General features: G+C 41.8%; 11 protein-coding genes. 6 read left to right on the top strand and 5 right to left on the bottom strand.

Annotated features, from left to right (window positions below; translation table 11 throughout):
- Positions 1-48: 48 nt before the first annotated feature.
- The 3 genes from ACL9RF_RS00700 to ACL9RF_RS00690 are packed head-to-tail and all read right to left on the bottom strand — an operon-like array spanning position 49 to position 2610.
- Positions 49-888 carry an aldo/keto reductase gene (locus tag ACL9RF_RS00700; protein WP_422798674.1) on the bottom strand — a complete coding sequence of 280 codons (840 nt, stop codon included), beginning with the start codon at positions 886-888 and terminating at the stop codon, positions 49-51.
- Complete coding sequence (locus ACL9RF_RS00695) at positions 854-1630, bottom strand: FKBP-type peptidyl-prolyl cis-trans isomerase (protein ID WP_422798673.1); 777 nt, start codon at positions 1628-1630, stop codon at positions 854-856. The genes ACL9RF_RS00700 and ACL9RF_RS00695 overlap by 35 nt, the downstream gene beginning before the upstream one ends.
- Complete coding sequence (locus tag ACL9RF_RS00690) at positions 1627-2610, bottom strand: glycosyltransferase family protein (protein ID WP_422798672.1); 984 nt, start codon at positions 2608-2610, stop codon at positions 1627-1629. The genes ACL9RF_RS00695 and ACL9RF_RS00690 overlap by 4 nt, the downstream gene beginning before the upstream one ends.
- 104 nt (positions 2611-2714) lie before the next feature.
- On the opposite strand from ACL9RF_RS00690, the gene ACL9RF_RS00685 reads away from it, so the two are divergent.
- A complete protein-coding gene (locus ACL9RF_RS00685) occupies positions 2715-3590 on the top strand; it encodes a zinc dependent phospholipase C family protein (RefSeq protein WP_422798671.1) in 876 nt (291 codons plus the stop codon).
- Positions 3591-3705: 115 nt separating this feature from the next.
- Positions 3706-4329 carry a 7-carboxy-7-deazaguanine synthase QueE gene (locus ACL9RF_RS00680; RefSeq protein ID WP_422798670.1) on the top strand — a complete coding sequence of 208 codons (624 nt, stop codon included), beginning with the start codon at positions 3706-3708 and terminating at the stop codon, positions 4327-4329.
- 94 nt (positions 4330-4423) lie between these two features.
- Here the strand turns inward: ACL9RF_RS00680 and ACL9RF_RS00675 are convergent, their stop codons facing one another.
- Positions 4424-6265, bottom strand: a complete 1842-nt coding sequence (locus tag ACL9RF_RS00675; RefSeq protein WP_422798669.1) for a UbiD family decarboxylase — start codon at positions 6263-6265, stop codon at positions 4424-4426.
- Positions 6266-6337: 72 nt separating this feature from the next.
- A complete protein-coding gene (locus ACL9RF_RS00670) occupies positions 6338-7198 on the bottom strand; it encodes a hypothetical protein (protein WP_422798668.1) in 861 nt (286 codons plus the stop codon).
- Positions 7199-7375: 177 nt separating this feature from the next.
- On the opposite strand from ACL9RF_RS00670, the gene ACL9RF_RS00665 reads away from it, so the two are divergent.
- From ACL9RF_RS00665 to ACL9RF_RS00650, 4 genes are all read left to right on the top strand, one after another.
- On the top strand, positions 7376-8572 hold the full coding sequence (locus ACL9RF_RS00665; protein WP_422798667.1) for a deoxyribodipyrimidine photo-lyase: 1197 nt from the start codon (positions 7376-7378) through the stop codon (positions 8570-8572).
- Positions 8573-8708: 136 nt separating this feature from the next.
- Positions 8709-11447 (top strand): 2-oxoglutarate dehydrogenase E1 component, encoded by a 2739-nt coding sequence (locus ACL9RF_RS00660; protein WP_422798666.1) that lies wholly within the window; start codon positions 8709-8711, stop codon positions 11445-11447.
- Between the two features lie 64 nt (positions 11448-11511).
- Positions 11512-12747 carry a 2-oxoglutarate dehydrogenase complex dihydrolipoyllysine-residue succinyltransferase gene (odhB, locus tag ACL9RF_RS00655; protein ID WP_422798665.1) on the top strand — a complete coding sequence of 412 codons (1236 nt, stop codon included), beginning with the start codon at positions 11512-11514 and terminating at the stop codon, positions 12745-12747.
- 202 nt (positions 12748-12949) lie between these two features.
- On the top strand, positions 12950-13972 hold the full coding sequence (locus ACL9RF_RS00650; protein WP_422798664.1) for a hypothetical protein: 1023 nt from the start codon (positions 12950-12952) through the stop codon (positions 13970-13972).
- Positions 13973-13983: the final 11 nt, after the last annotated feature.

Raw genomic sequence — 13983 nt, 5'->3', positions numbered from 1 at the left:
GACGCCTTTTTAATATGCCTGAATTTTACTCAATTTCACTCAATTTTACTATGGATTAAAAACAGCAGGATACGACAAGATTATATCCTTAAGTTGCTTTTTATTCCGTATGCCAATAACAGCCGAAGCTACTGCAGGTTGTTTTAATACAAACTGCAACGCTACCTGAATTGCTGTGCTATTTTGTTCGGATGCTTGTTTTTGCTGCTGCCGTTGTAGGGCTGCAACCTCTGTCGCATCTAATGCCTGGTAGGCGGTTGCCGGTTTGCCAGCCAGTAAGCCCTGTGCCAGCGCACCACGCACGACAACGGCGACATCTGCCTGTTCAAAAGACTCAAAATAGGACTCAAATCGCCTGTCTAACAGGCTATAGGGCATCATATTGGTTGCTATCTGCGCATGCTGCACATAGTGCGTAAAAACTTTAGGCCGTATAGAACTAATACCATAGGCTCTAATCTTCCCCTGCTGCTTAAAACCTTCGAAGGTATCAATAATTTCAGCAAAGTTATCCGATTCTGTACCGCCATGCAGTTGGTAGAGATCGATATAATCTGTTTTTAAACGACGCAGTGAATCTTCTAAACCCTGGCAGAGGTACGTTTTGGATGTATTCCAATCCCAACCCGATTTATCGGCACGCCATTGATTGCCCACTTTTGTTGCCAGCACGATATCCTGACGGAAATCTTGTACGGCCTTACCCACCAAAATTTCATTCGCACCATGATCATACAAGTCGGCAGTGTCAAAGTAAGTGATTCCGGCATCAAATGCCGTATGTATTAAGTCGATATCGGCAGTGCTGTCCTTCCCTTCCAACGACATCGCACCGAAACCAATATCGGATAGCTTAATGGATGTGTTCTTTAGCGGCTTCTGTCTCATGGGCTTTTTTTATTCCTAACAATTCAATATCAAATACCAAGGTGCTGTATGGTGGAATGCCACGTGTTCCACGTTCGCCATACCCTAAGTTATAGGGAATAAAAAAGCGATATTTTGCCCCTACCTGCATTAAAGGCACGCCAATTTTCCAGCCCTCAATAACGCGATCTAATTCTAAGGTTACGGGTTCATTTCTAGCGTAAGAGCTATCAAAGGTTTCCCCATTTGCTAAGGCTCCATGGTAATGTACCGTAACCTCATCCTCGGCCGTCGGATGTGCGCCGGTACCCGCTTGCAGCACCTCATACTGTATGCCCTCTGCTGTTTCTTTAATTCCCGCTTTGGCTTTATTATGTGTAAGGAAATCAGCACTCTCCTGTTTTAACTTAGCATTTTTCATTTCCGTGATGTTCATCGCCGCAGCCTGAATAATACCGTCGGTTTTATTTTCGTCCAACAAAAGTGCTTTGCCCTGGTACAGGTTACTTATCCCCAGATTTAACACCTGGAGATCCAAATCGAAGTCGGCAGATTTTATCGATTTGCCAATCTGTAGACCTATGGCATATGATAAGGAATCTTTGGCTGTTTTAAGAGCCGGTAATGCAGCTGTCGCAGCTGTCGGTTTGCTGTGTGTTTTCGTTGTTGTTTTCGTTGCCACTTTCGATTTATTTTGTGCATTCGCAAAAGAAGAAGAAAATGCCAACGCAAGGGCAACAGCAGAGATATACTTTAAATTCATGAATGATTTTTAATAAGTGTTTCAATAATTTCCATGGTCTGATCGGGATAATAAACCTGAACATTCTCGTCGTTATTAAGCCATAAGTCGATATTAAACTCATACTTACGCTTGAGGCTTTTAATAACGGGAACGCCAATTTCTTTTAGGGCAGCTGCATTTAGATGCTGCTCATATTGATTCTTCATCGGAATAACCAGCAATTTTTTTCCCAGGTACAACGCCTCGGCAGGCGTTTCGAAGCCTGCACCACATAAAACGCCAGCAGAGGAAGCCATGCTTTTCACAAAAGCATCGCTATTTATGGGATTTACATGGACATTCCTAAACACAAAGGGTTTGCTATTGTGTTTTGAAAATACCTCCCACTTGACATCAAATTTATTTAAATGCTTTAGCAGGTGGGCATCATCGTACGAAGGAAGGTATACGGTGTAGTGCCCTTTATTTGAGGGCACCAAATTTCGAATTGGCTCTCGGATAACGGGGGTATAAATAGATTTATGGTAAGATTTAAAATGAAAACCATAGGAATGTGTTACAGGGGCATAATTTTTCATAATAAATTTACCCATAACATCCCCCTCGTCGGGTTTGGGACTGCTGCTATGTAAAGCCCCTATCTGATGACTCAACCCAATGCAGGGAACATCCTTCGTCTGACAGGCCCAGGCGGAAATAGGCTCAAAATCGTTGATCACCAAATCGTATTTCTCTACCGGGAGCTCATTTATTTCTTGGATAAACTTACGTATAGTAGAGCTCATGAAAGTACGCCACAGGTCTACGCCACCCGATTTACCGAATATAAAACTCATCCCATGTAGTTTATACTTTATCTCAAAAGGTAGTTCAATATCAGCTTGAATACCGCTTATCAGTACATCAACCTCACCGAATTGCTGTAAACAAGGAATGATATCCATGGCCCTGCATAAATGCCCATTTCCTGTACCCTGAATTGCATATAGTATTTTCATGGTTTTAGCGTCTATATAGCCGAAAGTAAACATTTTTTTTGAATGCCTTTATTTTCCGCAGGTTAAATATTAGTCATATTTTTATTTACTACCTTTAGATTAGGATGAGTAAAAAGATGAAAAAGGGGGTATGCATGCTGCTGCTGCTTGCTGTGCCATACATGGTTAAGGCATGGGGCTTTTATGCCCATAAGCTTATTCATGAAAAGGCGATCTTTCTACTGCCTAAGGATATGGCGGGTTTTTATAAAAATCATCGAAAAATAATTATTGAAAAAGCTGTAGCTGCCGATCAGCGGGTTTTTGTAAATCCCGATGAACCGCACCGCCATTATATAGACCTGGACCGCTACCCGCCGCCAGATAGTATTCCCAGGTATTGGGATGCTGCCGTAGCAAAGTTTACAGCACCTTATTTAATCCAAAGGGGCACCGTTCCCTGGCAGATATACAAAACGTTTAGAAACCTTATTTTCGCATTTAAGAGCAAAGATGTCGGTCTTATTATACGTTATAGCGCCGATTTGGGGCACTATACGGCCGATGCCCATGTTCCGCTACACAGCTGCAGCAACTACAATGGGCAATTTACCGGGCAGCTGGGTATACATGCGTTATGGGAGAGTAATATTCCGGAAATGTTTGCTAAGGATTATAATTTCGCAATTGGCAAAGCGGAATATCTTCCCTACCCACAGCGCAAGGCCTGGGCCATAGTACAGGAGAGCCATCAACTGGTCGCAACGACACTAAGCACAGAGAAAAGCTTGGGTGCAGCCAATAAAAAATTAACTATCAAAGCCTTCACAGAACGTAAAAACCAGCTTATTTTCACCTATTCCGACAGCTATATCCAGCAATACCATAAGGCCTTGCATGGAATGGTCGAACAGCGCATGCGGGCATCCATTCATGCGGTAGCGTCCTTTTGGTATACGGCATGGATTGAAGCAGGGCAGCCCGACATAAGCGCGTTGTAGGCTTTATAAATTTTATAATATTCCTGTAATAAAGTTACTGCCGACGGTTATAAATTTAGCAAGCGAACAGCATACCATAAAATATTGCTACCTTTGCACATTAATTTTTTTGGAAATGGCACATCAAATACCTGCGGATGGCACTATGCTACCGTTAATGGAAGATTTTTACACAATACAGGGGGAAGGATATCATACCGGAAAGGCGGCATACTTTATTAGGCTCGGTGGTTGTGATGTCGGTTGCCATTGGTGTGATGTAAAGGAAAGCTGGGATGCCGAGCTACATCCATTGACATCTGCAGAAACCATTGTTGAAAATGCCAAACAACATCCTTCAAAAACGGTAGTGATTACGGGTGGAGAGCCGTTGATTTATAACCTAGATCACCTGACGCATCGTCTAAAAGAAGAAGGTATACAAACTTTTATTGAAACCTCCGGTGCCTACCCCTTAAGTGGAGAATGGGACTGGATATGCCTGTCGCCAAAAAAATTCAAAGGCCCCAGACAGGATGTTTTAGATGCTGCCGGCGAACTGAAGGTCATTGTTTTCAATAAGAGCGACTTCAAATGGGCAGAAGAGCATGCCAAGCGCGTCGGAGCGAACTGCAGGCTGTACCTACAACCCGAATGGTCTAAAGCGGAAGAAATTACCCCCCTTATCATCGCGTATGTTAAGAACAATCCGCACTGGAATATTTCCTTACAAACGCATAAATATTTAAATATCCCTTAAAAATTAAGGTCCCATAAAACTGCGAATCCGATAAAACTGGTTTTATCGGATTCGCAGCTTCATCCTAAAGCTGAACTACAAAAGCCTTAAACCCTTAAACGTCTAAATGTCCTAAGGCTGCACCTTTCGTAAAAAAGCGATCTATTTTTCTTTCCACAGCAGCATCCTTAATTAAATCAGGCGCATGGTGAGGCTTCCTACGGGCATCAATAATCAGAGGACCATCGCAACCCCAGTGTTTAAATCGTGTAAAGGAACCTATGCCATAGATATCATAGGCCGGATTAGATTTTGTGAAGGTCACCCATACGAAATTATCCTCCCTGGCCGCTGTAAATTCAGCATCGTCAGCCAGCACAATCAACTGTATACCCTCCCAGTTTACATCCTTAGCCGCTTCTGTCCAGGCTGCTAGCACCTTAATCTCATTCGCGTAGTCGGTAAATGCAGCCCCATCGACAACAACCACACCGGGCAGTGCCAGCTTAGCCTGATTAAAAGGTCTTGGCAAATTTAAATCCGACGGCAGTGTCGTTGCCAGCGATCGCTTTTTAGTACCTGCGGCAGCAAATATAACCTTTGAGCCTGCATTTAAGCCGTCGCCACTATAATCCAAGGTATCTATGGTGGTATTGGTCTGGAAATGTAAGTCTCTAGACAAATCTATACGCTCGAACATATGGGTAAAGAAACCCGCAATATTATGGATATCCAATTGTGGATTATCCTCGCCAGCCGCAATAAAAAGGTACTTCGCCAAGCTCAGCTGGTTTTTCCCTAAAACCTGGTTTGCAATGGTTAAGATCTCCTGTGGGCGGTCGACCTGCTGATAAGGCGTATAACTTTCCCTGCCTATAGCAAACAACAGCGGGTGTACACCTGCAGGGTCCACGGCATGAACGGCTTTAAGGCCGTTTATCTCTTTAGGGATCGCACTTCCCGTAATTTCATGGATAAGATGCCCAAAGCTGGTATCCTCCTGCGGCGGCCTGCCCACAACGGTAAACGACCAGATAGCATCTTTTTTATGGTATACATTATGTACCCGCATCAATGGAAAAGGATGCGTAAGGCTATAATAACCGATATGGTCACCAAAAGGGCCTTCAGGCTTATTTTCATTCGGATACACAGTACCGGTAATAACAAAGTCAGCATCCGCGGAAATGCAAAACCCCTCCTTGTCGTAAAAATAACGGAAACGACGGTTCCCTAAAGCACCGGCAAATATCATTTCTGATAAACCTTCGGGTAGCGGCATAACGGCCGACAGCGGATGCGAGGGCGGGCCACCGACAAATATACTTACCTTTAAAGGCTTACCCAGGGCATTGGCTTTTTGCTGATGCACACCAATACCACGGTGCAGCTGGTAGTGTAAACCAATCTCCTGATCTTTAATATAGTCATTTCCCGAAAGCTGTATGCGGTACATCCCCAGATTAGATTTCATAATACCGGGCTGGTTTATATCTTCGGTATAGACCTGCGGCATAGTAACAAAAGCGCCGCCATCCATGGGCCAGTTAACAATCTGTGGAAGTTTCGAAATCTGCGTTTTACCATATAATATGGGCGCATTGAACTTTTTCTTCCAGGGTAGTGCCCCCATAGCAACAGCCGAAGAGCCCAGGTATTTCATTGGGTTTTTTAATACTGCCGTGGGGTCCATCTTAACATCCACCAAACGTTTCACATGGTCCAAGCTGTCGCGAAACATAAACTTAGAACGCTCCAGTGTACCGAATAAATTTGCTACGGCCGGAAACTCGGAGCCCTTAATATTTTCAAAGAATAAAGCGGGTCCGCCGGCGTCATAAACACGCATCTGAATGGCTGCCATTTCTAAATAAGGGTCTACTTCTTCTGTAATACGTACTAAACGCCCATGCTGCTCTAAATCTGCGACACAGGCCGCTAAACTAGGATATCCCATTGTTATGAAGTGATGATGTCTTACAAAAATAGAAGAATAAAAGAATTTTATACCATGAAATGGAGGTATAGCCTATATTCCCTTAGATAGTGGGCTAAATTTAAAATCGACGATATCCTGCCAATCCATAGCAGCGCTGTCGTGAAAACCGTTCATTTCCTGTATATAGGCTAAAAATCGATCCGAATTTATACCGTAAACAAACTGGTTTAACTTTTTGGCTAAAAAACGATTTCGAATAGGGATAATGGTATACCGTTTACGTATACCACGGACTTGTATAAACAACTTTATAAGTTCTTCAATTTCCAGCTTCTTCTTGCCGCTAAATTTAATCCAGGTATTCAGGAATTTTTTTTTCCAATCTACCTTAGTCAACCAGGTCAAAAAATCCTCCAACACAACGGGTCTTATATAAACTTTATCCCGAGGTTTATATAGAAAAATAGTCCTGTGCGCCAATAAGCTATCGATATATTGATTCATGCAGGTACCCATACCTATAGACACATCTTTCATTACAATGGTATACTGCACATTAAGGGATACAAACAGGTCCTCCAGCAGCGGAAGGTAGGTGTGTGCATACGATTTGCATACATAAACAATTCGGTTACAGCCGTTACGTTGTATTAAATTTATGTAATTGCGTAGGCCCAGCTGCTCGTAGTGTAAAGCAATCTTATCGCTTAGGTCTGGAATTTGGGTAAAATAAAAGGCAATATCTAAATCTGGGAGTTTAAAGAAATCAAATTCAAAACCCTGTCGGATAATATCTAACGGAAAAATAGGCGTTTGAATAGCCTCCGGCATTTTGTCTTTTAGTAATGTTGGATCTCGGACCAAACCATATACTGTATTATCGGAATTTTGAAAATATTCCAATGCTGCTCTACCCAAATAAAAATTTAATCCACAAAGCAAAACCTTCATAACTTTACATGCTAGCCTACCATTTAGTAAGTTAAAACGTTAGGAAAACGATTTTGTTTGTAACAATTGGTTTTGTATTATTAGTGTCAATATTGGCGCTAAGGGCAACAAATTGGTTAAATTGTAATATCTTTACCGTACTTGAAATTAATCTAAATAAGGTAGGAAGTTTGGTAAATGAGTAAAAAGGTTATATTAGTTTGGTTCAGAAATGATCTTCGTACTTGCGATAATGAGGTACTAAATAGCGCTATTGAAAAGGCTGATTTTGTAATTCCCGTTTATATTTTCGACCCACGTTATTACCAAGAAAACCAGTATGGATTTCAGAAAACTGGTGTACATAGGCATGGATTTATGCTTCATGCCGTAGCGGCATTAAAGCATAAATTACAATCGCTTGGCGGCGACTTACTGACCTATGAAGGGTACCCTGAGGAGATCCTTCCTCAACTGGTTCAGAAGTACGATGCCGATGAGGTATACCACCACAGAGAGGTAGCCAAAAGAGAAACCGATATCTCAGAACTTGTCGAAGAGTCGTTGTGGAAAGTAAAGCGCAATTTAAAGCATTTTATCGGCCATACCTTGTACCATAAGGAGGACCTTCCCTTCCCTATTAAAGATATTCCAAATGATTTCAATACCTTCAAAAAAAAGGCGTCGAAAGAATCTTTTGTAAGGCCTTACTTACCCGATATAAAGGCGGTAGTTATTCCGCCACATTTAGAAAAAAATGATTTACCAGAATCGGTAGATGTGGAGGTCGCGCTAGCGCAGCATAGCGAAGATGCTGCTATACAATTGTTAACACAACTAACTCAAAGCACAGATATCACAACGCTATCCTTTGCGGAGGTTTCACCGTTTCTGACCTTTGGTATTTTATCGCCTGCATTTACCTACCACTTTCTCCTAAACAGTATCACGCCGAAAAATAAAAAAAGCATTCATTTTTTGGTAGATCACTTGATTTGGCGGGATTACTTTCGGTTTATGCTTAAAAAATATCCTAACTCGTATTTTATAAGCCGTAATACGGCGACAAACGATGCCCCTGAAAACTTAAAAAACTGGACCGCAGCGAACACCGAATTTGAGCCTGTAAATAAATTAATGCGTAAATTGAATGCTACAGGCTATCTTTCATTCAAAGAGCAGGAACTCCTGGCGATGTATCTTGTATACGAATTAAAGTATAATTGGGTGGCCGGTGCAGCATGGTTTGAACAACAATTAATTGATTATGCTCCGGCAAGTACATATGGCTTTTGGGCACATATTGGCAACGAGGGCACAAGCAGCAAAAACAATAAAACATTGGAGGATTGGGAAAAAATAAAAGAGCAAATTCTGAAACAAGAAATTGTTTAATAGTCGATTGAATTAGACCGTATATGAGGGAACACTTACCGTCTTATTTTTTGCGGATAAAATCTTAAATTACAATCGCTGAAACTCCTTTATTATTATTATTTTTGACAAATTCTTTAGATAATATCAAAAGTAGATGGATAAATTGACCTATTTGAGTAATGCTGACTCGAGTTATATCGACAGCTTATATCAAGCGTACAAAGAGGATCCGAGCTCAGTAGACTTTGGATGGCAGAAATTTTTTGAAGGTTTTGATTTCGGCAAAGGTGCTGAAACAGTGAACATTGACCCAGACAATGTATCAGAACATGCTTTAAAAGAAATTAATGTATTGAACATGATTCACGGGTATAGAGACCGTGGTCACTTGTTTACCGACACCAACCCTGTAAGAGAACGTCGTAAATACTACCCTGGAAAGGAATTGGAAACTTTCGGCCTTTCAGAGGCTGATATGGATACCGTTTTCAATGCTGGTATTGAGGTTGGTTTAGGCCCTGCCAAGCTTCGCGATATCCGTCAACTTATTGAAGATACGTATTGCCGTTCTGTAGGTGCAGAATTTAAATATATCCGTAACCCGGAAAAAATTAAATGGCTGCAAGGAAAAATGGAAGCATCCCGCAACAAGCCTTCCTTCTCTGCTGACCAAAAGAAGCGTATTTTACAAAAATTAAATCGTGCTGTTGTATTCGAGAGTTTCTTAGGAACAAAATTCTTAGGTCAAAAACGATTCTCCCTGGAGGGTGCAGAGAGCTTAATTCCAGCCTTGGATTCGGTTATCGAAATGGGCGCTGATTTAGGTCTACAAGAATTTATGATTGGTATTGCCCACCGTGGCCGCTTGAATGTTTTAGCGAACATTATGGGTAAGCCTTATAAAACAATACTTTCAGAATTTGAAGGTAAAATGGTGAAAGATAACGATCCGGAATTACACTTTGGTGGCGACGTTAAATATCACTTGGGTTACTCTTCGGATGTGACCACAAATTCGGGTAAACATATTCACCTGTCGTTGGCGCCAAACCCGTCGCACCTGGAAACTGTGGACCCTATTGTGGAGGGCATGGTGCGTTCTAAAATCGATATGAAATACGATGGCGATGCGTCTAAGATTGCTCCGATTTTAATTCATGGTGATGCCGCTATTGCGGGTCAAGGGGTTGTTTACGAGGTTACACAGATGTCTAAATTAGACGGTTACAAAACCGGCGGTACCATACATATTGTGGTGAACAACCAAATTGGTTTTACAACAAATTATAAGGATGCGCGTTCGGGTACGTACTGTACGGATGTAGCTAAGATTACCTCATCACCAGTGTTCCATGTGAATGGTGATGACCCTGAGGCGGTTGTACATGCTATAAACCTGGCTGTGGAATACAGACAGAAATATAAAACGGACGTATTTATCGATTTACTATGTTACCGTAAATATGGCCACAACGAAGCGGATGAGCCTAAATTCACGCAGCCGTTGTTGTACAAGGCTATCGATAAACATCCGAACCCTAAAGAAATATACGCGAAAAAACTTATCGACGAAAAAACGATTGATGCTGATTATTCTAAAGAGGTAGAAAAAGATTTTAAAGACTACTTACAAACGCAGTTGGAGGCATCTAAAGCTACTGAAAATATTGAAGATGAAGTGCCTATGTTTGGTGGTGCATGGAAGGGATTAAAAGCGGCAAAAGCTGCTGATATTCAAACGCCTGTAGACACTAAAGTTAGTGCCGACCTTTTCAAAGAATTAGCGCAGGAAATTACCGCATTGCCGAAAGACAAAAAGTTTTTCCGTAAAATATCGAAGTTGTTTGAAGATCGTGCAGCGATGATCGATAAGGATGCTTACGATTGGGCAATGGGCGAGTTAATGGCGTATGCGACTTTATTAAATGAAGGCAAAAGGGTACGTATCTCAGGCCAGGATGTGCAACGTGGTACCTTCTCACACCGCCATGCTGTACTTACCTTAGAAGATTCGGAGGAGAAATATACACCGTTAGCAAATATTAAAGGTGGCGAACGTTTTAACATCTACAACTCCTTACTTTCAGAATATGGGGTTTTAGGTTTCGACTATGGTTATGCCTCGGCAAACCCACAGGCGTTGACCATTTGGGAGGCTCAGTTTGGTGACTTTTATAATGGTGCTCAAATTATTGTGGACCAGTATATTTCTAGTGCAGAAACAAAATGGAAAAGATCAAACGGTTTGGTGATGTTGCTTCCACATGGTATGGAGGGTCAGGGGCCTGAGCACTCTTCAGGACGCATTGAGCGTTTCTTGGAGTTATGTGCTAACGACAATATTATTGTGGCCAACTGTACTACACCAGCAAACTACTTCCACCTTTTACGCCGTCAGCTTACTTGGGATTTTCGTAAACCACTGGTGGTATTTACGCCGAAAAGTTTATTGCGCCACCCTAAGGTTGTGTCGTCATTGGAGGATTTCACCACGGTAAACTTCCAGGAAGTTATCGACGATACGGCAGTTAAAGCGGCTGCAGTAAAACGTGTATTGTTCTGCTCGGGTAAGATCTATTATGACCTACTGGAGAAACAACAGGCAGACAAACGGAACGATGTGGCCATTGTTCGTATCGAGCAGTTGTACCCTACACCAGTAGAGCAACTTGAGGCTATACACAAAAAATACAATAAGGCTACAGAATTTATCTGGGTGCAGGAAGAAAACGAAAATATGGGTCCTTGGCCTCATTTTTGCCGTAAATTTAGAAGAACGGCACTTGAGTTTACGGATGTTATAGCGCGTGCAGAAAACGGTAGCCCGGCTACAGGTTACATGAAAAAACATGTGGCCCAACAGGAAGAAATTGTAAATAAAGCATTTCAATAAATAATTATTCAAACCGGCATTGTATGTAGATTCTACATACAATGCTGGTTTAACGAGAGAACTTATGAGCTTAGAAATCAAAGTCCCTACAGTTGGTGAATCCATCACCGAAGTGACATTAGCCCAATGGCTAAAACAAGATGGCGATTACGTCGAAATGGATGAAAATATTGCCGAACTGGAATCAGACAAAGCTACATTTGAATTGCCTGCAGAAAAAGCGGGTATTCTACGTATTATTGCCCAAGAGGGGGATACCCTGGAAATAGGTGCGGTAGTATGTACAATTGAAGATGGTGACGCTCCGGCAGCGGGTAACACCGCAGATGCTCCGGCGGCGACAAAAGAGGCAGCGCCCGCAGCAGCAGCAGATGCGCCTTCAGAGAACCCAGATTCTTACGCTGCAGGAACTGCTTCCCCGGCGGCAGCGAAAATATTAAGAGAAAAAGGTATCGATCCTGCCCAAATTAAAGGCACAGGTAAGGATGGTCGTATTACCAAAGAAGACGCTGAGAAAGCACAGGCACCGGTGGCAGCAGCTACGCCTAAAGCAGCAGCAAAACCGGCAGCTACGGCAGCGCCGGCGGCCGTTGCTGGTGCACGTAATGAGCGTCGTGAGAAATTAAGCTCTTTACGTAAAACTATCGCGAAACGTTTAGTAGCGGTGAAAAATGAAACGGCCATGTTAACGACCTTTAATGAGGTAAACATGCAGCCTATTATGGACCTAAGAGCGAAATACAAAGATGTCTTCAAGGAGAAACATGGCGTAGGTTTAGGTTTTATGTCTTTCTTCACTAAAGCGGTTACAACAGCGTTAAAAGAATGGCCTGCAGTAAATGCTCGTATTGAAGAAAATGAGATTGTATACTCGGACTTTGCGGATGTATCTATCGCTGTTTCTGCACCTAAAGGGTTGGTAGTACCGGTTATTCGTAATGCCGATACTTTATCGTTGCAAAATATTGAAAAAGAAATTATCAATTTAGCAACTAAAGCGAGAGATGGTAAATTAACAATTGAAGAAATGACTGGCGGTACTTTCACCATTACCAATGGTGGTGTTTTCGGTTCGATGATGTCTACTCCAATTATCAATGCACCACAATCGGCCATATTGGGAATGCACAATATTATACAACGCCCTATTGCAGAGAATGGCCAAGTTGTAATTCGCCCGATGATGTATATCGCATTATCTTATGACCACCGTATTATCGATGGCCGTGAGTCGGTAAGCTTCTTGGTACGTGTAAAACAACTATTGGAAGATCCAGCTAGACTTTTATTAGAAGTTTAATATAATTTATTACATTTGTAAGAGAGGCTGTCTTTTAAGACAGCCTCTTTGTTTTGGGTTATAAAAAATAATGACCAATACTCTAACCCAGCTGTATTGTATGACATATGTACGTGGTAAAGGTTAGCCCATAAAATAGCAGGTATGTGTTCTGGTGATATCTTCGTTTTATGTAATGGCCTTTACACATGACTAACAATGTATGAGAAAGAACCAATTTATTAGCGGAGTTATCCTTTTTATGGGTATACTTTTGAAAGGAGCTCCATTATATGCACAAGAAATAGGGCTTAATATAGATTTTTTCGGCTATGCTGATAACCGCGAATTCCGCGCCCCTTATACGAAAGACAAAACCATTTTTGGAACCTTGTTATCGCCTTCTTTTTACTTCAATATTGATAAAAAAAATAGCATCTACGGCGGTATGCATTACAACCAGGATTTTGGTAAACATCCTGAAAATAAAGACCGCTTAAACCCCATCGCATACTACAACTACAAATCAGAGCATATCGACTTTGCCTTAGGCTTTATGCCGCGTTATCCTAGGCTTAAGGATGTTCCGCGTGTGGTATTGGCCGATACTTTTATGTACGACCGTCCTAATATAGAAGGTATGTACTTTGAATACAAAAAGAAAAATATACGCCAAAGCGTTTTTATCGATTGGATAAGCAAACAGAGCGAACATTACCGTGAACAGTTTATTGTTGGTATTAATGGGCATTACCAGTGGGGTATGTTATTTTTAACAAATAGCGGTATTTTGTTTCATAATGCTTTAACCAGCATAGAAGATAAAAGTGCGCATATACAGGATAATGCTGTTGTAACAGCCAATATCGGCTTGGATTTCAGTAAGCGTACCCTGCTCGATTCGCTGACGGTAGATGTGGGCGGAGTTTTAGGCTTCGACCGGGTACGCTCGGTCTATGAAATGCGCAAAAATGCAGGTTTTATTTCGAATATATACGCGGGTTTTAAAACTTTCTTTCTCAAGAATACGGTTTACCTGGGCCAGGTGCAAACCCTGCCGAATGCCGATTCTTTTTACCATCGTGCCAAGTACAACAGATTAGATCTGGGCTGGACGCCCTTTAAAATGCAGCATCTGGAAGGCAAGCTTATCGCGACCTTTCACTTCTCCAAAGGCTTTATAGATAATCAGCAGTCTTTTACGCTACGCTATAATTTTGGAAAGAGTTTTGATAAACGTAACTAGTGTAAAAAATA

The sequence above is a fragment of the Sphingobacterium sp. Mn56C genome, assembly GCF_049319645.1.
In the GTDB taxonomy this organism is placed as follows: domain Bacteria; phylum Bacteroidota; class Bacteroidia; order Sphingobacteriales; family Sphingobacteriaceae; genus Sphingobacterium.
Note: the sequence above shows the minus strand (reverse complement) of the source record. Positions and strands in the feature narration are given on the sequence as shown.